The sequence below is a fragment of the Bradyrhizobium sp. CCBAU 11386 genome, assembly GCF_028128955.1.
In the GTDB taxonomy this organism is placed as follows: Bacteria; Pseudomonadota; Alphaproteobacteria; order Rhizobiales; family Xanthobacteraceae; genus Bradyrhizobium.
On sequence record NZ_LBKA01000200.1, the window covers coordinates 18578 to 38830 of the forward strand.

Genomic DNA, 20253 nt, shown 5'->3' on the forward strand with positions numbered 1-20253 from the left:
GCGACGATCTCATCGGTGGGCTATCCCCACATGCTCCAGCTCGCAGTTCATCTTGTCCGCTTTGGCGCATCGGCATCGGAAAGCTCCACGGACTGTCACGTCAGCGCCGTCGTCATCGGTCGAGAACGGCTGATTTGCTTGTTTCGGCGCCCTGCGCAGATCTCCGAAGAACGAAGTGGGCTGATGCTTCAGGGCTATCGTTGTCCGGCCGGTGATAGTCAGGCTCCTCGTAGCTCAGCAAGCAGCCGTATCCTCAATTAGCCAATACGCGCGTGCAAGTACGGTGGAATCTGACGTTCTTCCATGCCGACTCTGAAGCCGTACAAACGCATGTATCGGCTCTTCCGTCAATTCGCCCGCATCCATGCGGCCCTCGATAGCAGCCGACGAGATCCCCATGATCGCCAGATTGGCCATCGTCGCTTGGGGAAAACACCCGCTGCATGAGTCGAGCCATGCCGGTTTCTAGATCGGCGCTCCGCGCACTCGCTGCGCATCACGCGAAGGTTCTCGGCCACCAACCGGCGCACGAGAGGGAAACGCAGCGGGAATTAACAGCCTCCTGCAGCAAAGGCGGCTTCACAGGTTGAGGCCGTGATCATTGAACACCTTGTCTCTTAGAGCGCCCTTGATCTCGCGGGCGATTTCCTTGCGGATCCCGGGTCCTAACTCACGCTTGGCATCGTCAACGAGGTCGGATTCAGCGCCGCTTAGGCCCTTGTTGGCGAGCTCTTGCGTCAGCCGGCTGTCGAACTCATCACCCATTGCATCGATGAGTTGGTCCTGCATCGTAGCATGGTCTTCAGGTGCAATGCGGCGCACCACATCGTCCCAAGGTTGCCAGTCCGTCGCCAAATAGTCGGCGAATTCCGCCGCCTCCTTGTTCCGCACGGATACTTCCGCAATGTCGACGTCAGCGTCGGTGACGTGGGAGACCTCAAAGAAGCGCATGTCCGGCGCGATGTGCTGCAGGCCCAGCCGCTCGCGCAGCTTGGCCTGATAAGCAAGAAAGACCTCAATGGCGTCGATGTCTTCGGTGTTGTAGAGCGAGCCCAGCGAGAGAGCCTTCTCCCGCGCAATCCCCTCCAGCGCGTCCAGGCGGAACATGACGCGCCCCAGATCGACGAGATCGGGAAGCCGTGCCTTGTTGTCATAGACGCCGTTCTCGACGTCTGCGATAAGGCGTGCGGTTTGCATGCCGTTCCAAGTCAAAGTTCTGCGATCCTCACAGCCGTGGTTGGCGTCCAGGGCCAGTTGAAAGTACTGCGCACGCAATTGCGGGTTTTTTGCCGCCTGTCGCAGATCATTGGCCACCGACTGCCGGAATTCTTCATTGCTAGAGTTGACGGAGTCGAACAGCTTGCCGAGAAAAAGCGCGTACTCCCGGGCGCCCCGCTCTTCTGCACTGCTTTGCCAAGCGGCCAGCACCTCTCGATCGCCCTCCTTTGGATTGCCCCTGAGCCAGTCTGCGACCGTTTCAGTGAGAGCATCGGCCTGTCCATCGTCTGTCCCGGACAGTTCACTTTCGTCCTCGCGCGAAAGGTGGACGGCCGGACCGACATAGCCCTCGGCGCTTAAGACTGTATCCAGGTTCGTCAGCACCTGCTCGGGCAGCGGATTTTCAGTCAGAACTATGCTGGTACCAGCGCCCAGCTGCGTCAGCAGGTCCTCGGGCAGACTGGTCAACTGGTTTTCGCTGACATCGAGAAACTGGAGCGAAGCAGGGAGGGTCTCCGGCAGTCCCGTCAATCGGTTTTCGCTGAGGTCGAGAAACTGGAGCGTGGCAGGAAGGACCTCCGGCAGACTCGTCAACTGATTGTGGCCGGCGTGGAGAAACCGCAGCGAAGCAGGGAGGACCTCGGGCAGATTCGGCAACTGATTGTGGCTGAGGTCGAGAAACTGGAGCGCAGCTGGTAGGGCCCCAGGCAAGCTTCTCAGCCGGTTGGAACTCGCGTCGAGGCCTCTGAGCTCGGTCGGAAGCGCGGGCAGGCCGGTCAGCTGATTGCCCCTAACGTCGAGACGCTGGAGCGAAGCAGGAAGGCTATCGGGCAGAGTGGTAAGCCGATTGAAGGGCACATCGAGCACGACGATACCTGTCGGAAGTCTAGGCAGGCTAGTAAGAGACAGCGACTCGAGATCCACTCTTGTGGCCTCACCCCGAGCATTCAGTCGCCTTACCGCCTCTTCACGATCCTCGAGCGGACCCACCTCCGGTTCTGCAGCCCAATGCTCAAGCACCTCGTTCTCGTCTCCCTCCGCATGGGCTGAATCCGCCGAGTTTGCTGCATAGCCTGTTACGACTCCGTCCCACTGCGCCGTAGCCCCGCTTCCCGGGTCCTCTTGTTCGGAGGACCCGGAAGGGATCACATCGCCGCGCTGAATCTGTTCTGCCTGAAAACGATCCATTGAACCTCCTTACGAGACTGAGCAGGCTCAGTCCACGACGATACGTTGTAGGCCTAAGACACTTAGCTTTCGATAAGCTGACAAGAGCTATCGCCGGAAAAGGGGCAACGATGGCATCGAAGCCGGCATATCTGTCGGAGCACTGACTCGATGATGGCTGAGGGCGATTTTTCTTCCGCCTCCACGTTACCGCGGATAACCAAGGCAGGAGCGCCTTAGGCATAGAGCCCAGCGCGGCTGGCGCCTCATCTCAACCGCGGCCAGTGGAGCCTTCGGCCGAGTACGTGGCAACGAAAAGTGGCAGGCGCTCCGAACGCCAAAGCGCTGGCGGTGTCCTATGCCAAGGCAATCCGTGCCAAGCTGGTCTTTGCGAAGCTTGACCGGTTCAACCTCAAACCGGCTTGCTTCGATCACCTCTGGCAACCGAGCGACCTGGGGCTGCAGCGACACTCGTCAACTGATCAAACGTTGGTCAGAGCCTAGATTCCGGCAGGTACCCAATTGACTATCATCGGAACGCGCCACCTCCCCATGCGCCTCGGATTATCTCATCACGACGACCTGCATCGGCGAGAAGTTCATCCTGCCCGCGTTCACCTTCAACTATCGTGTTGTCTGGATGACGAGTCTCCCCACGCGCTGCAGCGACACTCGTCAGCTGATCGACAGGTAGGCCTGCTAAGGGCAGAACGCTGCCACGTTGACAGTTCTCCGGGACTTATCTGGTCAACGAAATGGCAGGAAGCCTCGCAGCAGTATCGATCAGTTTGCCGTGTGTGACCCTGTGCCGGCTCGAGTCGGGCGGGAGCCGCAGCGCACGTGCGCTGGCTCTCGAATGATCATGACAACCCGCCTGCTTCGCGACCTGGAGAAGCGGGGGTATTCTTGTTCTGACGATGGAGAAATTGATGAACACAGGACAGGCACAGTGGAGTGCAGGTTCTTCCTCGGCCGCTTCTGAGGCGGGGGAGCAGGAAAGTTACCTCAGCGGCTTCAGCCGAGCCGTGGCGGATTTGGTCGAAGCCATGACAGGATATCGGACCCCGGCCTCCGCGCGCGCGCAGATCCTGGACAACTGGGTTACCGAAGAGGGGCAGGGCGAAGCCGAGAATCGGCGACAGGGGCGCACACGAATTAGGGGGGCGGACAACACGGGCTCGCACTCGCTGGATTTGTCCTCCCTCTCCCTGACCGCTTTGCCCGCCGCCCTGCCGCCAAGATTGCTGGAACTGCGCGCCAGGCACAACGAGCTAAGCAGCCTGCCCGCTAGCTTCCCACCCGGTCTTCAGCATCTTCTCATTAGCCATAACCGGTTGACCAGTTTGCCGGAAGCTCTTCCGGCGACCCTCTCTCGGCTGGAGGTGGCCGATAACGGCTTGATCAGTCTGCCGGCCAACCTTCCGGCTGGGCTCGAGATCCTGAACGCAAGCGACAACCGACTAACTAGCCTGCCGGACGCGCTCCCGAACAGGCTCACCTCGCTCGCGGTTAGTGGCAATCAGCTGACCGATCTCCCCAACTCCCTCCCATCGGGGCTCATTGAACTCGATGTCAGCAGCAATCAATTGGCCAACCTCCCTGCCCCCCTTCCGAGCACGCTCCAATCGCTCAATCTCAGCGGTAACCGGCTGACCAGCCTGCCTGAGGATCTTCTTGAGGGTCTGGTACCGAATCTTAGTTTCAGCTACCCGCATTTGGAGAACCTCGAGTTCGGGGATAACCCGCTGCCGGACGACGTCCTCGCTAATCTGGCGGCGGCTGAAGCGCCACCGCAGCTTGCGCAGCAATCTCTATATGAGGCTGCCGCGCACTGGCTCGCAGACGACCCGGCGACGCTGGCCGAATGGCAGCACTTTGCGGATGAGCCAGGCGCCCAGGACTACGCGCAGTTCCTGGAGAGGCTACGAGGAACCGTGAATTACGGCAATGACGAGTTTCGGCAGAGAGTGGCTGATGATCTGCGGCAGTCGGCGGCCAATCCGAGATTGCGCGAGCAGTTTTTTGCGCAGGCATCCGAGGCCAACCTGAGCTGCGAGGATCGAGTTACCTTGCACTGGAACGGTATGCAGACCGCGCGCCTCAACGCTGACGTCGAGGACGGCGTCTATGACGATCGTCTTTGCGAACTGATCCAGCGCGGCCGTGTTGCGTTCCGCTTGGAGGCGCTTGACGAGATCGCGCGCGACAGGGTCAACTCGCTCCTCAGCGTCTACCCGGACCTAGACGAGATCGAAGTCTACCTGGCCTATCAACATCGGCTGCGCGAGCCGCTCGAGCTGAGTCACCTCGCCCCTAACATGCAATACCTGGCGGTCTCTCGTGTAAGCGAGGATGATGCGACGGAGGCGCTGGACCTGGTCCGGGCGCGGGAAGCGACCCAATTCACCGACTATATGGCAACCCGCTGGCAACCTTGGGAGACGGTGCTGAGGCGCATCGCACCGGACGAACATGCAGCGATGCAGGACCGGCTCGTCGAAGCCATGGGCGAAGAGTTTCAAAGCTGTCTGGATCGGCGACTGGCCGAACATGGTCTGGTAGGCGACGTCGATGCCGAGCGGGTGCTCGGAGCCCAAGTCCGAAACCAAATCGCAGGCGAGATCAAAGGCGAGGTCATGCACCGGCTGCTCGCAGAGCGCGGCCTGGAACAATGAGACTTCGCAAGAGTCCCGCAGGGATATTTTTCATTGCTCTGTGGGGCTGCCTCAAGATCATCCTGAGCGCTCCCAAGCCGTTGACCAGATGTGTCTCGATCAGCCTGCTGTCTTTCTCATTTAGGCGACCAGGCTTGTCGAACAGCGTCAGCGGAATGGTAGCTTTCCCGACATGATGGAGCATCGCCGCGAGCCCAAGTCGCCCCAATGCTTGCTAGCGAAATCAGCGCCGCCGCAGACAACACGTAAGCAGTGCTGAAAAGCGGCCCTCGTGAGCCAATGCGAACACAGGCTTTGAATTTCGCTTTATTTGGCTGCTCGCAACATTGGCGTGAGCGGCGGCGAAGAACCATGTTGTATTTTGCCAATGACCTCGAAGCCGTGGTTTTGGTAAAAGGGAATGTGCTCGGGATTCGAGCTTTCCAGATAGGCGGTAATGCCCTGCTGATCGCATCGTTGAAGAGCGTATTTCATCAGCAATGTACCAAGTCCTTGCCCGACCCAGTTCGGATCGGCCGCGATGAGAGGCAGGTACCAATGCGGCTCGGGCGGATGATGTTCAGCCATTTCCTGCCGCAGGAGCGCCATATCTCCGGTGATCTCTGGGTTCAGGGACTGCGCCATTAGTTCGTCTAACGCGGACTCGTCTTGCTGCACGCCAGGCGGCAGCCACAGGGCTGCGGCGCGGATTCCTCCCGTGACGTATGCTGTGCCGTGCTCGAATGCTGGTCCACCAGAGGCGTTAACGAACCGAGGCATGCTCCGAAGATATTGGCTTGCGTCAGGCCAACTCCACCGCATCAATGGATCGGCGGCAAAGCCGAGCACAATTGTCCAGACGGTGCTTGTTCGAATGTTTGCATTCGCACATTTAATATCCGACTCCGCGGGCATAATGTGGGTTCCAAAATCTCTGTCTACCTGTCAGAGTTACGTGGCACGACAAAAAGAAGACGTGGCCGATCAACAGATTCCTGATATCAACCGGCTGGACCTGGGTTCCGCCCGCTGATGGCTATGTTGCGTAACGGCGTCCGACACCGGCTCGCCGTGCTCAGCTTCCGGAGCGCTTTTGTTTTCATTGGAGCAATCGCTGTGCCATACCGAATGTCGAGCCACGGCATCGTCAACTTAACTGACCGCTGAACTGAAGGAGGCGATTCTCAAAGGTTCGAGAGTCGGCGATAGCGCTTGTCATGGAGATGTCGCGCCAAGTCGAAAAGGCTCGCTCGTGCCAAGCACGCGTGAACTATGAAACTGGGCGCCAGTGGGGACCCAAATTCGGCGTGGCGTTCTCCGATCGGATTCGCCAGCGCGCTGCCGCTCGCCGTGACAAATGGCATCTGGACGAGATCGTTATCTCGATCCCGGGCGAACAACATTGGCTCTGGCGCGCTGTTGACCAGAATGGCTTCGTTCCGGACGTCTTGATCCAGCGCCGAAGAGACTCGCGCGGTGCTCAGCGGCTCATGAAGAAGCTCTTGAAATCCGCCGGCACGCCGCCGGCGTGACGATCACGGACAAGCGTTCGTACGGCGCTGTGGGGGCGAAGATGGCCTTTTACGTTGAACATCGCCAGCACAAAGCTCTCAACAATCGGGCTGAGAATTCTCATCAGCCGACGCAGCGACGCGAGCGTATCATGAAGCGTTTCAAGTCGTCCCCTCCGGCTCAACGGTTTCTGTCAGTTCACGTTCCAGACATCGTAAGTGGATCCGTAATCCCCGGAAAACTGACGAAACCTCAGACTTTCTCCTCAGCAGAGGCATATCCGCGCCTGCGCTTGGTGCGCTCCAGCCGTCCGAATGCTTCGCCCGCTCCCGCGCTGTCCTCGAAGGCTCGCATCAAGACCTGCCCGCTCGTGCCAATCGGGCCCCAGTTGCGGATCAGTGAGACCCCGCCGAACAAGGTCGGCTGGATCGAAAGCAAGTAAAACCGCCGCATGTTGCGGGTGGCGTCGAAGCGGCGAAGGTGAAGTGGCCCTAGGATGAGGTTTGGCATACGTGAATTCTCGCTTCCTGTGGAAGCGAGGTCCAGTGCTTTCTATGAATCGATCAGAGCCAAACGATTCATTCTCTCGCCATCAATCGCACCAGGCGGGTGTCTTCGGACTGTGGCGATGATGTGGTGGCTCCACGGCCCGATTTGAACCCTACTGTCTCGTGGCAAAACCGAGACCGCAATCTGAACTGATCGAGAAGCTCATTGAATCGCGTCGGAGCTGGCAGCCGATGTACGAGGCTAAAGACTATCGCGTGTGCTGCCATCACTTCGTCACTCCGACCGACCGCGCCGTTTACCCGGCGCAGGAGCCGTTACTAACCTACTCTGAGGCCCTCCGGCAGGTGCAGGCCGAGCAGGCCAAGGGCTATATGGTGACCTGGGTCATCGATCGCACCGGAGCAGGCGCCACCAATGAGATCGGTGGTTCGAACGCATCGGTTCGACGTTGATCGTAAGCGCAGCTCTGCGGCGCTTTGATTGGCGCATGACGTCTGTTTTGATCAGGGGGTGTACCGGCACGGCTTCCACTTTTCCGACAATGCGTTTAACGCTGGCCTCAAGCGCCTGCCTATCGTCGAACCGTTTTAGAGCTCTTTCAGGCGATCGCAGCCGTGCCGAAAATCGAGACGCAGCAAAGCCGTTTCCACGCCGAGTCACAAGAGGAAACTCAACCAGGACTCGCGCTGGTCAGCGTCATCAGAAGTTGCGCACGCTCGACAGGACGATCGAGCCAGTGCGTCGAGGCCTATCCCTGCATAGGTGGACGCGGCGAAGCGGCGGGAAGGCGCTTGGATGGTGCATTGGAAGGCTTGGGATCCGGCAAGGTCCCGATTCGCGCACTGTGCCTCGGCGGCCCAAACACGAGGGCGCAGAGAGGGGCTTGTTTCCGGCGCCGGCATTTTGGCTGAGACGCGAGCCCGTCAGAGCGTTGCCGCCGCCGCTCTGAAATGATCGTGAAACCTTCCGATCGTGCGAAACTCTTACCTAACCTCACTTGCTCCCCTCGAGACTTTTGGAAGATATCCCAACTGCCGTTCCAGAGCAGCTAAGGTTCGACGGGCGGAATCCAATCTCGCACTCGCCTCGACCAGGGCCGTTTTATCCGACCGCGCAACCGCTGCGGAGCCGGTCTCAAACAGGTTGTTGTTGAGATGCGGTCCGCTTCGTCTCGCAGAGCACGCTCCAAATCGAGCAGCGTGCACGTCAGCGCTCGATGCGCGCACGTGCCCTCTCGTTCCAGGTTTTCCGCCACTTCGAGCGCCGCACGTTAGTGTCGTATCGCTGCAACGACGCTGCTTTCGAGATCGGTGTTGTCGCTCGCTTCGCAGTGGCGGGTTCCTCACGTCCCAACCCGGCTCTCAGTGCGATGCGGCCGATGCGCTCGGCCTCCCGCGTTTCAGCCTGCTTCAGCTGCTCCTGAAGCCGAGCAATTTCATCCATGATGTGCCGCGAGGGCTTTTTCATTCCGCAAGACCTTTCCTGTCACTTTGCGCGAAGCGCCAGACAGGAAAGAGCCGGGGCAAGCGCGAAGCGCGACCCGGGTAATTAACGGGGTCGGCGGAGCATTGGGAGATCATCCCGCCGTTCCGAAGGAGCGGCTTCCCAAGGGCGCGATCGCGTTTGTTTGCGCATGAATTCCACTCGCGCTTGCGGAGCTAACGCAAAGCTGGAGATGCGATTGATGCTTAGATCCAACGAGAAAGGGCGCCGGCGAAATCTTGCCGGTATCGACGACCGCCTCGAATTCCGCACTTGCCGTCAGCTTATTGCTACCGGTCGCTTTCGCGAACTCTTGGCACAAAACCGTCACTACCAATGATTGTAACCGTGTCCACATGATGACCATACGACGATCACTTCTATAGTTGTATTTTGATAAGTTCACAGGATAAGGTTGCGACGGCACCTATCGCCCGTTTCAGCCTCTGCATCGCTCTTACCGAGACTGCTCTGATGATCCACGACCTGCGGTCCCACGGCACTCACCTGCTGATCGATTTGTGGGGAGCGCGCCATTTGGAATACGCGCATCGCATGTAGCATGCCCCGCACATGAACTCTCCAGCGCTGCGAAACATTCTCAGGCCAAGTATGGATACTTATATGGCTCTCGGCCAGCACTGCTGCATGTGCATCGCATAATTTGAGCCCAATCGAGGGCCACCGGCGTCGTGCTGCTCGAGCCTGCGCATCATTCCTCGCGTTCGCAGATCATTGAAATGCCCGAGCCCTTCGACCTCAATGTTCGACAAGCCGTTAATATGCGCGCCGCGAATTGCCTGTAGCACGGGACTGAAGGTCTGTTCAATTATCGGGATAGTTCGCTCCGGCTTGGCGTTGGTTGAGCGGCGCTATCATTGATCTGCGCAGGGGTGTGACAAACCGTGATTTTTCGAGATGTCAGCCTCGAATAGGCTGAACTCAAGCGTAGTCGACCTCGGAACATCACTGGACCATTCGAGGCTTTCCCAGCTCTACACCGAGTCGACTCCCATCCTCACCTTACATCGATGCCGATCCCGTAGAGATATAGAGGGAGTACCGTTGCGACCAGATCATGGACGTTTGAGAATCGCCTCCGTTCGGCTCGGCGGTCGATTAAGCTGACGATGCCCTGCGATGGCTCGCAGAGCTCTTGCGTGTCAATCATCCGAGCTTTTCAGCCAAATTGAGGATATATGCGAACGCGCTGGCGCCCCTCGCTTTCTACCAGCTCGGCCCTGTAAGGCACCCCGTGAATGTCGAAATGCGTTGGCCGCCCGACCTCCGGCATGATGCGGTGGCTCTCCAGGGCGGGAACTAGGTAAGGCGGAAGGAATCGTTCGCGGTGCTCCCATCCGCCCCGGATCAGAGGCCCAAGATCCACCACAGCCTCACGGGGCTCGGCTCCAACGATTAGCGAGGGCTGATGGATCGGCTGGGATGGCCCGGGTTCATTTGACTGGTGCGCGTGCGGATGATGGATCAGGAAGACATCTCGCCGCCCCCCTGGTGTGAACGCTGCCGAATAGCGCTCACCGTTGATCGTAAACTGACTTGGTCCAAACGGGCTTGGCAGCAGATTGATGTTTTCCAACACGTCAACCAACACGTCGGAGGCCGCTTGGGAGCCGTGGCGCCAGTCCGGTCCAACGATCGCCCCGATATCTCGCAGTTCCTGAGCTGGCCCTGACGGTCCGGCAAACGACGGCACTCCGGCAAATTGAGGCGCGGCCGCTGAGCGCGCGTCGTCACGCAAGTCGTACGGCGTGGGCGGATTAAGCAGCGAATCGCGGCCGCCGTAGATGTTTGACGACGGAGCCCTCACGGACGATGGTGACGCCGGTTCTTGCATCTGTTGCCCGAGCCAATCCCAGGCTCCCTGGCTCGGGGCTGCTGGAGTCGCAGGAAGGCCGAGCGGTGAATTGGGCTGCGGGACCCAATGTGGCACCGGCACGGATGAGGCGGGTCCGTGGAACTGCTCGCTGAGCCAATTCCATGCTCCCGCGCTGGGCGTGGCCGGCATTGCGGGAAGCTGCTCCGGCGAGCCGGGCTGTCGAGTGTCTTGAGCGGCGGACGCCACCGGCTGCATACCCGCTTGGTCCGCCTGCACGACGTGTAAGTAGTCCCACGGAGCCGTCACGGGCGATGGTGACGCCGGTTCTTGCATCTGTTGCCCCTGCCAATCCCAGGCTCCCTGGCTCGGGCTGGCTGGAGTCGCAGGATGTCCGAGCGGTAGATTGGGCTGCGGGGCCCAATGTGGCACCGGCACTGGTGAGGCGGGTCCGTGGAACTGCTCGCTGAGCCAATTCCATGCTCCCGCGCTTGGCGTGGCCGGCGTTGCGGGAAGCTGCTGCGGCGAGCCGGGCTGTCCAGTGTCTTGAGCGGCGGACGCCTCGGGCTGCATACCCGCTTGGTCCGCCTGGACGTCGTGTAAGTAGTCCTGAAGATGCGAGATATCGGGACCGTATACTTTACCCCCGTCTCGCCTGAACGCCGCCAGATCTTTCTGCAGCAGTGCATCGTCCTGCGGAGTGCCGTTCAGTCGGCCAGCTATGCTCTGCTTGTTCTGGGTTCGGAGCCAAGCGCTGAAATCGCGAAAACGGGAAGCCCGGTTCTGGTGATCCTTCCTCTGTCGCGTCGTTGAGGCTCCGTCCAGGGCTTGCTTCAACGCGCCATCGATGAGGGGGGCATCTTCGGGATAAGGAACCCGGGCGTGGCGTGCGGGGATAAGGGGGGCAGGTCCGGCTTCATCCGCAGACGCGAGCTGCTGGAGATGATTCAGAGCCGACCTGAGGCGGTTCTCAGGATCCTTACCGGAACTCCTGTACTCCTCAAGGTCGGGGGCTAACTTATCGTCTCGCAACTGAGAAGCCAAAGGGGACTTGTTGTTGATATGGAGCCATCGAGCCAAGTCCCTAAGGCGGTAGTAGGGCCTGACCGTTGCGTATGAGCTCTCGCCCTGCCCGGTGGCCCGAAACCTTGCCAGGAGGTCCGCATCTTCGTCAGCGAGGTCCAGGCCTAGTTCGGCCAGCGGCGGGAGGCTCCCCGGCGCGAACCTGTTCAGTTGTCCAACGACAGCCGAGCGGCCACCAGCCCTAAGATAGTCCCGCACATCCGTGACAAAAGAACCATGGCCGGAAGAATGCTGGTCGAGCCGGCCGGCTATGGGGGCCCGATTGTTTTCGCGCAGCCAGCCGCTTAGATGGCGCAGATTAGCTCTCGATCCACTGATGGTGCCGGCGGGCATACCCACAGTCCGGGCTGCAGTGGTGAAGGCGTAGATAAGCACCGCGTCCTCGGCATGGGGCTCGAAGCCATCGCGCTCGGCGCGACGCCCACGAACCTCTGTGTTGACCACAGATTCCTCTTCCTGCCTCAGGTCCCCCTCCGACGGACGACTGCGCTTCGCGAAATCCATACGAAGCTCTGAATAGACCGCGTCGGAGGACGAGCCGCCGTACGACTTTTCCCGGCGGTCCCCTCCAAAGACCTTACCGAGCCCTGATTTGACCCGAGAGAACAGTCCACGGGGCTTATTGTCCTTCGTCCGGGCCGTAGATTGTGCTTCCGAGGGCGCTGCGTAGCGCATGCTCCTGATTGGACTGCCCCGCAGGTCAGACCGGTAATCGTTTGCAGCCGAGCTAACGGGCGGAACATCGACACTGTAACGCGTGCTGTTGAACGAACTGTCCCGCAGGTTAGACCTTGGCGGCATTCGCATCGAACCACCAACGTCCGTGCGCTGAACATTTTCATGCGACCGCGCGGCGGCTGGACTGTCGGGGGAACTAACCTCAGGCGAACTCTCCTCGGGGGAGCGGAGCTGTAGCTCACCCAACTGCTGCTCAAAGCCAGCTTGATCCGCAGGCTCGAGGTCGGCCTCTTGCCGCGCACGCTGCAGCTCCTGCTGCTCTGCGTACCAGCGCATCCAATAGTTCGGATCGTTATAACCCGCTTCCATACCACTCTTCTCCCTGGATGAGATGACTCTTAATAGCTGCAGGAGCCACGCTCCGGTGCACTGACCACAGAGGCTCAAGATTCAAAAATTAACGGTCAAGGCCAACATGAATCGGAGGACAGCCATCGCGCGCCGCTCCAGGCTCGTTCATGACTCGCACCAGCCCAACCTTGGCTGCCGAAGAGCCCTGCGGCGTCCGGGGCGGCAGGTGACCACTCGCCAAACCTCAATACAATCCCGGAAAACGAAAGAAGAATACGCGCCGCATCAGACAGCAAGCGCGTTCGCGCTCCTGCGGACAAGCTCGCATGCAGAACATCGGAACTGAAATTGGGACGGCCCCATTGCCCATGGAAGACACCCGGGATTTGATACTTGCACTGCAAATCCTGCTTTCTCTTCTTCAGTTCCATGCCCTCACATTCGCCAACCGGGTGGTGCCGGCACAGCCACATACTCGCATGCACCTGACGTCTTGAGACGTTGAAGCCTCTCCATGTAACTATGAGGCTCAGAGCGATGGTGCATGTATGAGTTAGACTGTACAACCTGACGCTACGTCAATTTCAAGCCCCCATCGCCGTCGCGGCGAGCTTGGTTGGCTGGGCCCGGCCGCCAGATCAATCGATCCGCATACCATTTGGAAGTTGTTGCCCGATGCTCCTTGGCCGCACTCCGCTGCCGACGTTGAGGCGCCCGACCCGACGTCATCATGAGGCGCTGCGCGGGCAGCCTCAACTTAATCGACCGCCGAGCTGAAGGAGGCGATTCTCAAAGGTTCGAGATTCGGCCATTGTGTTTGTCGTGGAGATCTTGCGCCAAGTCGCAAAGGCTCGCTCGGCGAAGCGCGACGGAGGTCGGCAGTGACGGCTCCGGGATAGGGGAATTTGCACTGGACCGTAAAGTTACCGGTGAATGTCTCACCCTTGCTCGAAGTCCAGGTGCCGTAGAAAGCTCCGTCGCGGCCACCGTCGTGCGAGTCAAAGAAACCCTGAACGGTTTGGCCCCAGACTTCGGATACCATTGAAACGCACAACTGCTGAAACGCCTTCCAGCCTAACGATGAAGTTCGTAGGTGGCCGGAGCAGTAAAGGCGATTGATGCACTGGGGCGAGTCATTGGGTCAGGTGCTGGCCAGCTCAGGTATTTCGAACTTCTTCGCCATGGCGGGCGTCTCCGCCCAGGCGTGACCGGGGATGCGTTTTACGAACTCGCTAAAGACAGTAACGAACGCGGCCCGCTCGGCTTCGGCATCAAAATCCTCGGCGTCATCCGCGGCAAGTAGCGGGCGCACATCTGCCAAAAACGATGGATCTTCCAGCTTCGCCCACACGCTCCTCGGCCTCGGCGCGAGAAATGGCTTGGCTGGAAGCACCTAGATATTTGCCAAACAGCTCCACGATGCGTGCTGCGTCCAATCCGTCGAACAACGCAACAGCTTTCGCAAGGTCGACGAGGTCCCGGCCCTTGTCGCGTTGGAGAAGCGCGCGGAGCTTCGTTGCAAGGATTTCCTCCCGGCTGAATGATGCAATGTCCGCCTTGTCATTGAACCAGGGATTCTTAATCTCGAACGAAAACGACTTTGCTCCGTCATAAGCAATGCGCTCTCGTGTGGCTATCTCGACTTTGACGCGGATCGGCTGCGAGGCGTTTTCATCTTCGGGCTCGATGGTGAAAGTGAGTCGAGGCCCTATCTCTCCGAGGTCGCAATGCGCTCGGCCCAATTCATACCCAAAGCAGAGCCCACCACCGGACTTGCCATCCGAGACGCGGCCGCGCAGCCCGCGGCGCGTCTTGTCGGCGAGATCCTTCAGGAAGAGGGCGTTCATCGTGCCCTGGAGACCGACGTGCAGATGCGTCACGTCACCCTCCGACAGCGTAACGATACGCACACCGCCGAAAGCCATTACGCTTGAACAGTCCAGCGATATCCTCCTGATCGCGGCTCAGACGATCCATCGCCTCTGCGAGCACGACGACGAATTTGCCGCGCATCGCACGCTGATCAGTTCCTGAATGCCGGGACGCAACAGCGACGCGCCAGAGATTGCGCGATCGGTATAGCTATCGACGACCGTCCAGCCTTGCTTCTCGGCGTGCAGGCGGCACAGCCGCAACTGATCCTCGATTGAAGCGTCTCGCTGATTGTCTGATGAGTGGCGGGCGTAGAGCGCGACCTTCACGAGGCGACCTCCTTACTCCGGAAGGTGGTCCCGCGTCCGGCTATCAGTTTTGGCTCGAACGAAGTTCCGCGCGGCCTGTCGCGCCCGCAGTCGGACCAGATTGACGAGGCGTGGATCGGGTTTTGATGACGCAAGCGTAACCGGTTCGCGGGTCGCGTCGGCGACCACAAGAAGCCGTTCGGCTGTTGTACGTCTCGGTCGCGCCACGATCGCGTCCTTGTCCTAGCGCGGAATACCCCGCTTCGCGACCATGATGCCCAGCAACAGCGCGTCGGCAAGGCAAACGAATTGGAGCGGATTCTGGCGGGTGGCAGCGCAGCGGCGGGACGCGGGTCGACCGTCGTCGTAGCCATAATATTTTTGTGATCGCCCCCTTGGAAGGGGCGTCTTGTCATGGTGGCACCCCCCGCGGCACCCATGCCTTTGAGGGGCCATCTTCATTTGGCGAGACCGATAACAATTCCACCAGCCTTGCACTCCAAAGAAAGTACGGTTATATATCTGGATATAGCACGGAGGGACGCGATGAGCAACAGTGCGCAGAAGAGAGCCCTCGAGAATTATCGTTCCCGCCTGACTAAGCGTGGCATCGCGCGGTTCGAGATCCAGGCGCTCGATGCCGACCGCGATCTGCTTCGATCCCTTGCCCGGAAATTGACGGAGGACGGTCCGGAAGCCGGGCAGCTTCGCCGGACCATACGGCAGGCAGTGGCGGGTGAGCCTCCAAAAGCGGGGGGGATTCTCGCCGCGCTGCGTCGCTCACCTATGGTCGGCGCAGATCTCGGCCTCAGCCGCCCGCGAGAAGAGGGGCGTAAAGTCGATCTGTGACGCGCTACCTCCTTGATACCAATATCATCAGCAACATCGTAAAGCCGGAGCCGTCGGACTCGCTTCTGGCTTGGATGGGTGCTCAGAAGGACGACGACCTCTTCATTGCTTCGCTTACCGTCGCCGAAATCCGCCGAGGCATCTTAGAGAAACCAAAGGGTAAGAAGCGCAATAGCCTTGAAACTTGGTTCGCGGGCCCCGAAGGTCCTCAAGCGCTGTTCGCTGGCCGCGTCCTGTCGTTCGACGAGAAAGCTGGCCTCGTGTGGGCGCGGCTGATGGCCAACGGCAAAGCCAAAGGCCGTTCGCGAAGCGCGCTAGACACAATCATTGCCGCTGTAGCCGAAGCCAACCAGTGCGTCGTCGTGACCGATAATGAAGAGGACTTCGAGGACATTCAGATCATCAACCCGCTCCGTAGCTCTGGAAGTCAGGAGGTAGGCAGGTGACGATAGCTCGGACGGTCGGGCCGATTCACTTCGAGGATTTCAGCGGCACCGAGTTCGAACGCCTCGTGTTCGCCTACCACCTTTGCGATGGCTGGACTGACGGGCAGTGACCAAGGGCGTGACATCATCGGCACACGTCCGTTCGACGACCAACCGGACGAGCGCACTGTCATTCAATGCGTCAATCGCGGCAGCCTGACCCACGCGAAGGCGGAGAAGGATATGGCCGCGGCGGTGAACGCAGTAACCGGCAAACCTGACGCCTTCAAGTTCGTTTGCCGCGGCAGTGTCTCCGCCCAGCGTCGCGATGAGGTTCGCGCGGCGGCCGCGAAACTGGGTGTCCCTAAAGTTGCGATCTGGTCCGGCGCGGAATTCGAGGAGCATCTCCGGCTTCGAGCCGAATTTCTCCTGCGCCGCCTAGTCGAGGGCATTCCGTTTCCCGCCAACGAAGGCGAGCTGCGCAATTTCGTCGATAAGTTTCAGGACATCGATGACGAGCAAGCCCTCGCTTGTTCGCCCGCGCCTTCGACCGGCCAGCGTTTCGGACGCCATTCCAGCAAGAGACCAATCCACACGCTTTCCGGCAAGCCATCGTCGAAATACACCGACTTCCCTCGCTTCACCACATCCGCGATGTGGGCATCCGCAACGCTCTGGAGCTGACGGCCCGTGAACTGGATCAGCTTCGCCGCCGATTCAAAGCGCTGCTGTCCTCCGGACAAATCAGGCCTTGCGGTTGCGGCAATCCCACTTGCCCAACCTTCACGCTTACGGACGCAGCAACTCGCGAGATGGACCGGGCGCGCGACCGAGTGCTTGCCGCTTTCCGACGGTCGTATCCCTCCTTCAAGGTCGTCCTAGAATGACGCGGCCCCGGCTTCAGGAGCCCATTAAGGTCGCCAACACGTGGCCAGATCGGGGACCTCCACGTAACCGATCTTCTTAGCGATTTTTGTTACGTCGATGGTGGCGGCAATACTGGTCGGGCCGCAAAGATGCTCTCGGCGATCCGCCAATCGGCGGGAGTGTCGATCTCATACCATCTCAGACCATCGCACCGCACTGCCGCAAGCTTCAGGCCGCGTCGATCAATCAAATAAGCGAGCAGTTCTTCAGTATAGGCCCCCATGGCGCCGGAGCCGATGATTTCGTCCAGCGCGGGAACGATCGTGCTCCTGAGGGTCGAAGCCGCAAACCGCAGCAAATTTATCGTCTTGTAGAGGGGAGGGCCGTCAGCGGCGAGGTTTCCTGCAGTTTGTTTCATCCGGAATTCCGAAATCAAGCCACTATCCGAAAGTACAACGGCTGATCCTTCCATCAATTCGTTGAACGGAGCTACGGCAGCTGCATCAGGAGCGTCGCTCTTCATCAAATAGCGCAGAACATCCTGCTCGAAAAAGACGTCTCCTTCGAGAATATAGCAGTCGCCAGATAGCAGTATGTCGCGCGCAAGCCACAGCGAATAGGCACTTCCGGTACTGTCAAAGGCGGGGGAGTGGAGATACTTGATCTGAAGTGTGCCGAAGCGGTGACCGCATGCGTATTCAATAGCGTCCTTGCGGTAGCCAACGACGATCGCCACCTCTTCCACGCCGGCCGTGTCTAGATTTTGCAAAGCATTATGGAGGATAGTCGTACCGTTGACTTCGACCAAAGGCTTCGGTCGCAGATCCGTTAGCGGATGCAAGCGAGAACCGAGGCCGGCGGCGAGGATGACGGCTTTCTTTGGTGCATTGATAGCCATTTCAGTCGCTTTGTCGTCGAGGGATATCTCGTCTTCGTCCCAAACGTCGAGAATTCGACGCGCTATGTCAGGCCGCTCGAGCCAAAGACATCAATGGGCGTTGGCCCACGCCCCCATGAGCGCTCTTCGTCGGTCCAAGATGCTGCAGGCAGTTGCGGCTGCGGCCCGAGGTCTAGGGAAAGCTTGCAAGGGAGAGGTCCCATTTCAATAAGGACGAAATGTCGTCTGTGTTGGCCGGCTCAGTGCGCTCATAGATCTCAGCAGGTTGTTGCGACGGGTGAGGGGATCGGGACGGGGCACCGCAGGTGCATAGGTCAGCCTGGTAAGAACTTGCGCGCCATGATGAATATCAGGACTGTTGACAAGTACCTCGGCGTAAGGTGAAGCGAAATGCTGTAGCGCAGCAGATGGTTGCATGGCGAGGGTCCTTCGGCAGCTTGTATGCAAATGCGCGAATGAGGCTATTGCCGGGTATCGTCAGAATGCAGATATCGCGCTTCCGCATTGGCGAGTTCATTGTACTTAAGCAATTCGAAGAGCTCATCGAGCGTCGCAATATTGGGCTCAATGCTGCCAGTGGTCTCCTCAGCGAAGATGCGACCGCAGGCCTGCCGCATAGCGGCTATTGCGGCCCGCATGGAGTGGTTGGCCCAGATCACCGTGGAAATGTGGGCCTTGCGATAGGCAGAGACCGGTGTTCGATAGTACTTCGTTGGAACAATCACCACCGGCAACCTGTTCTGCCAGGCGCGCACAAATGCAAGGATCTCGTCGGCGGCGCTCCTTCGCGAGTGAATGAGGATCGCATCGGCTCCAGCGTCGGCGTAAGCGTGAGCGCGAGAAATTGCTTCGTCCATTCCCTGGCCGCCGATCAGCGCTTCTGTGCGGGCCACAAGGACGAAGTCTCCCGCGACTGTATCCTTCACGGCGCGCAAGCGGCCAGAGAATTCATCGATGTCCGCGAGGGGATGCAGATCACCAACGAACGAGTTCATCTTCGGAAAGCAGCTGTCCTCCAGCGCGATCCCGGCAGCGCCACGCTGACGAAGTTTGCGCGCCAGCAGGCGAGCGTTGTTAAAGTTGCCGAAACCACCGTCCCCATCGACCAGAACCGGCAGCTGGCTCGAATCCACGATCCGCTCGACGACGTCGACCAGTTGAGTCCAGGACGCTTCATTGGCGTCGCGGTAGCCCAGAGAGGAGGCTATCGATAGGCCCGATGCCCAGAGGCCCTTGAAACCTGCGCGCTTGGCGATAGCGGCCGACAGACCGTCATGTGCTTCCATGAGGAACGAGAGTTCGCGGCTGCAGCAGACCTGAGCGCGTAGCATGTCGACAAGCGAGGAAGCACCGGATTGAGTGAAGCCGTTGGTGAGGACAGATAGTGACTGGTCTTGCATGCTGAGTCCTCGTGCGCTTGTCCGGCCGACGATCGTCATGGAACGTGACATGTGTCTGTCATCTAGATCAATTGCGCAGGTTGGTAGTTGACGCGATCTCAAGCTGTCGGACCCCCCGCTGCAGATGCGCAGGAACTCCGGCTAAGGCCAGACCATCACCGGATCATCAATCGTTTTTGGCGGAAGTAAGCTCCTGCGCTTAGGACGTCTGCCCGCGCGCGCACCGGCTCGGTGTACCAGCATTCCGCGATCCTCGATTGCTCGAGCGCTCGGGTACGAACGAGGAGATGGATGCGTGTCTGAACCGGAGACGCCAGCGGGCTAATGATTGAACCGAGCCAAATGCTCTGATGTCGGCTATGCAACATGCTGTCGCTTTCACGACCCGTCCGATTGGACAAATAGCGTTCAAAAATCAAGCTGAGCGATTGGCTCAAGCCTTGATGGAGGCGTGCAAGCAGCAACCCGTGTGCAAGGAGCGGCAGTGGTGGCTTACAAGAGCATTGGATCTAAGTGCAATGTCCGCAACGAGTACGGGGTCGACCGTTCCAGAGATGCAATGTCTGGCAACGCGCGGGTGGTATTGTCCGCATGATCGATTATTGGATACTGGTTCGGGACAACATCGCTGCGCGCTCGCGTTGCGGCGCTGCGCCTTTTCCGGGTCCTGTACCGGCCGGCAACCATATTCGTGAGGCCGTCGAATTCAGATGGATCGAGGCCGAGGTCCGGCGGATGGATTCCGATGGACCAATTGCAGCTGATTGGAGGAAGGTTAGCACGCTGTCGCTCAATATTCTGACGAAGCAATCAAAAGACATTCTGGTTGCCTGTTGGGCAACCTATGCTTTGTTTCGGGCCGAGGGATATGAGGGTCTTGCCATTGGCCTCAGCATCTTGCGCGGCATGGTCGCGACGCACTGGGAGGGGCTATTTCCACCATTGAGGCAAGAAGGTGCACGGGTCGGAGCGCTCGATTGGCTCGTTGGTCACCTTGGGCCGGCGGTGTCTGAAAGTGTGCCGACCGCAGCCGACTCTTCGGCGGTCGTCGCCGCCTATGATGCGCTTGATGATCTCGCTCGCCAACCCACTGGGAAATTGGTCAACGGGCAGCTCGTTTTGGAGGGGGGCTCCGGGCGCTGCAA

14 protein-coding genes and 4 pseudogenes are annotated in these 20253 nt (G+C 59.5%); 8 read left to right on the top strand and 10 right to left on the bottom strand.

What is annotated here, in order from left to right; all coding sequences use genetic code 11:
• Positions 1-579 precede the first annotated feature (579 nt).
• Positions 580-2406 (bottom strand): NEL-type E3 ubiquitin ligase domain-containing protein, encoded by a 1827-nt coding sequence (locus XI09_RS14750; protein WP_271567469.1) that lies wholly within the window; start codon positions 2404-2406, stop codon positions 580-582.
• Between the two features lie 908 nt (positions 2407-3314).
• On the opposite strand from XI09_RS14750, the gene nopM reads away from it, so the two are divergent.
• A complete protein-coding gene (gene nopM, locus XI09_RS14755) occupies positions 3315-5060 on the top strand; it encodes a T3SS effector NEL-type E3 ubiquitin ligase NopM (RefSeq protein WP_271567470.1) in 1746 nt (581 codons plus the stop codon).
• Between the two features lie 306 nt (positions 5061-5366).
• Here nopM and XI09_RS14760 read toward each other — a convergent pair whose 3' ends face one another.
• Complete coding sequence (locus XI09_RS14760; protein ID WP_271567471.1) at positions 5367-5954, bottom strand: GNAT family N-acetyltransferase; 588 nt, start codon at positions 5952-5954, stop codon at positions 5367-5369.
• A gap of 237 nt (positions 5955-6191) precedes the next feature.
• Positions 6192-6309, bottom strand: a pseudogene (locus tag XI09_RS46185) (IS6 family transposase); the annotation flags it as partial.
• On the opposite strand from XI09_RS46185, the pseudogene XI09_RS14765 reads away from it, so the two are divergent.
• Positions 6305-6753 (top strand): annotated as a pseudogene (locus XI09_RS14765) (IS6 family transposase); the annotation flags it as partial. The pseudogenes XI09_RS46185 and XI09_RS14765 sit on opposite strands and share 5 nt — an antisense overlap.
• 50 nt (positions 6754-6803) lie before the next feature.
• On the opposite strand, the gene XI09_RS14770 reads toward XI09_RS14765, so the two are convergent.
• On the bottom strand, positions 6804-7061 hold the full coding sequence (locus XI09_RS14770; RefSeq protein ID WP_271567472.1) for a WGR domain-containing protein: 258 nt from the start codon (positions 7059-7061) through the stop codon (positions 6804-6806).
• Between the two features lie 230 nt (positions 7062-7291).
• Between XI09_RS14770 and XI09_RS14775 the strand changes: the two genes are divergently transcribed.
• Complete coding sequence (locus XI09_RS14775) at positions 7292-7513, top strand: hypothetical protein (protein WP_271567473.1); 222 nt, start codon at positions 7292-7294, stop codon at positions 7511-7513.
• Between the two features lie 754 nt (positions 7514-8267).
• Here XI09_RS14775 and XI09_RS14780 read toward each other — a convergent pair.
• Both XI09_RS14780 and XI09_RS14785 read right to left on the bottom strand, forming a co-directional pair.
• Positions 8268-8528, bottom strand: a complete 261-nt coding sequence (locus XI09_RS14780) for a TraC family protein (RefSeq protein WP_271567474.1) — start codon at positions 8526-8528, stop codon at positions 8268-8270.
• 4718 nt (positions 8529-13246) lie between these two features.
• Positions 13247-13390 (bottom strand): annotated as a pseudogene (locus tag XI09_RS14785) (IS6 family transposase); the annotation flags it as partial.
• Positions 13391-13582: 192 nt separating this feature from the next.
• On the opposite strand from XI09_RS14785, the gene XI09_RS14790 reads away from it, so the two are divergent.
• Positions 13583-13792 carry a hypothetical protein gene (locus tag XI09_RS14790; protein WP_271567475.1) on the top strand — a complete coding sequence of 70 codons (210 nt, stop codon included), beginning with the start codon at positions 13583-13585 and terminating at the stop codon, positions 13790-13792.
• Here the strand turns inward: XI09_RS14790 and XI09_RS14795 are convergent.
• Positions 13776-14231, bottom strand: a complete 456-nt coding sequence (locus XI09_RS14795; RefSeq protein WP_271567479.1) for a nucleotidyl transferase AbiEii/AbiGii toxin family protein — start codon at positions 14229-14231, stop codon at positions 13776-13778. The genes XI09_RS14790 and XI09_RS14795 overlap by 17 nt on opposite strands.
• Positions 14229-14690: pseudogene (locus tag XI09_RS14800) on the bottom strand (recombinase family protein); the annotation flags it as partial. The pseudogene XI09_RS14800 and the gene XI09_RS14795, both read right to left, overlap by 3 nt.
• 525 nt (positions 14691-15215) lie before the next feature.
• Between XI09_RS14800 and XI09_RS14805 the strand changes: the two are divergent.
• The 3 genes from XI09_RS14805 to XI09_RS14815 all read left to right on the top strand — a co-directional run bounded on the left by XI09_RS14805 (position 15216) and on the right by XI09_RS14815 (position 16627).
• The gene (locus tag XI09_RS14805) at positions 15216-15518 is read left to right on the top strand and encodes a hypothetical protein (RefSeq protein ID WP_028343822.1); all 303 of its coding nucleotides are present in this window, start codon (positions 15216-15218) and stop codon (positions 15516-15518) included.
• Positions 15515-15964 (top strand): type II toxin-antitoxin system VapC family toxin, encoded by a 450-nt coding sequence (locus XI09_RS14810; RefSeq protein WP_161533414.1) that lies wholly within the window; start codon positions 15515-15517, stop codon positions 15962-15964. The genes XI09_RS14805 and XI09_RS14810 overlap by 4 nt, the downstream gene beginning before the upstream one ends.
• Before the next feature lie 87 nt (positions 15965-16051).
• Positions 16052-16627, top strand: coding sequence for a hypothetical protein (locus tag XI09_RS14815; protein WP_271567476.1), 576 nt, complete (start codon positions 16052-16054; stop codon positions 16625-16627).
• A gap of 292 nt (positions 16628-16919) precedes the next feature.
• Here the strand turns inward: XI09_RS14815 and XI09_RS14820 are convergent, their stop codons facing one another.
• Complete coding sequence (locus tag XI09_RS14820) at positions 16920-17708, bottom strand: phosphocholine cytidylyltransferase family protein (protein ID WP_271567477.1); 789 nt, start codon at positions 17706-17708, stop codon at positions 16920-16922.
• Between the two features lie 461 nt (positions 17709-18169).
• On the bottom strand, positions 18170-19039 hold the full coding sequence (gene aepX, locus XI09_RS14825; protein ID WP_271567480.1) for a phosphoenolpyruvate mutase: 870 nt from the start codon (positions 19037-19039) through the stop codon (positions 18170-18172).
• A gap of 660 nt (positions 19040-19699) precedes the next feature.
• Between aepX and XI09_RS14830 the strand changes: the two genes are divergently transcribed.
• The coding region (locus tag XI09_RS14830) for a type VI secretion system ImpA family N-terminal domain-containing protein (protein ID WP_271567478.1) at positions 19700-20253 on the top strand (554 nt) is incomplete at its 3' end.

Excerpts from the sequence above, each read along its gene's own strand:
- XI09_RS14750 (WP_271567469.1), bottom strand. The coding sequence starts at position 2,406 with ATGGATCGTTTTCAGGCAGAACAGATTCAGCGCGGCGATGTGATCCCT.
- nopM (WP_271567470.1), top strand. The coding sequence starts at position 3,315 with ATGAACACAGGACAGGCACAGTGGAGTGCAGGTTCTTCCTCGGCCGCT.
- XI09_RS14760 (WP_271567471.1), bottom strand. The coding sequence starts at position 5,954 with ATGCCCGCGGAGTCGGATATTAAATGTGCGAATGCAAACATTCGAACA.
- XI09_RS14770 (WP_271567472.1), bottom strand. The coding sequence starts at position 7,061 with ATGCCAAACCTCATCCTAGGGCCACTTCACCTTCGCCGCTTCGACGCC.
- XI09_RS14775 (WP_271567473.1), top strand. The coding sequence starts at position 7,292 with ATGTACGAGGCTAAAGACTATCGCGTGTGCTGCCATCACTTCGTCACT.
- XI09_RS14780 (WP_271567474.1), bottom strand. The coding sequence starts at position 8,528 with ATGAAAAAGCCCTCGCGGCACATCATGGATGAAATTGCTCGGCTTCAG.
- XI09_RS14805 (WP_028343822.1), top strand. The coding sequence starts at position 15,216 with ATGAGCAACAGTGCGCAGAAGAGAGCCCTCGAGAATTATCGTTCCCGC.
- XI09_RS14815 (WP_271567476.1), top strand. The coding sequence starts at position 16,052 with ATGGCTGGACTGACGGGCAGTGACCAAGGGCGTGACATCATCGGCACA.
- XI09_RS14820 (WP_271567477.1), bottom strand. The coding sequence starts at position 17,708 with ATGGCTATCAATGCACCAAAGAAAGCCGTCATCCTCGCCGCCGGCCTC.
- aepX (WP_271567480.1), bottom strand. The coding sequence starts at position 19,039 with ATGCTACGCGCTCAGGTCTGCTGCAGCCGCGAACTCTCGTTCCTCATG.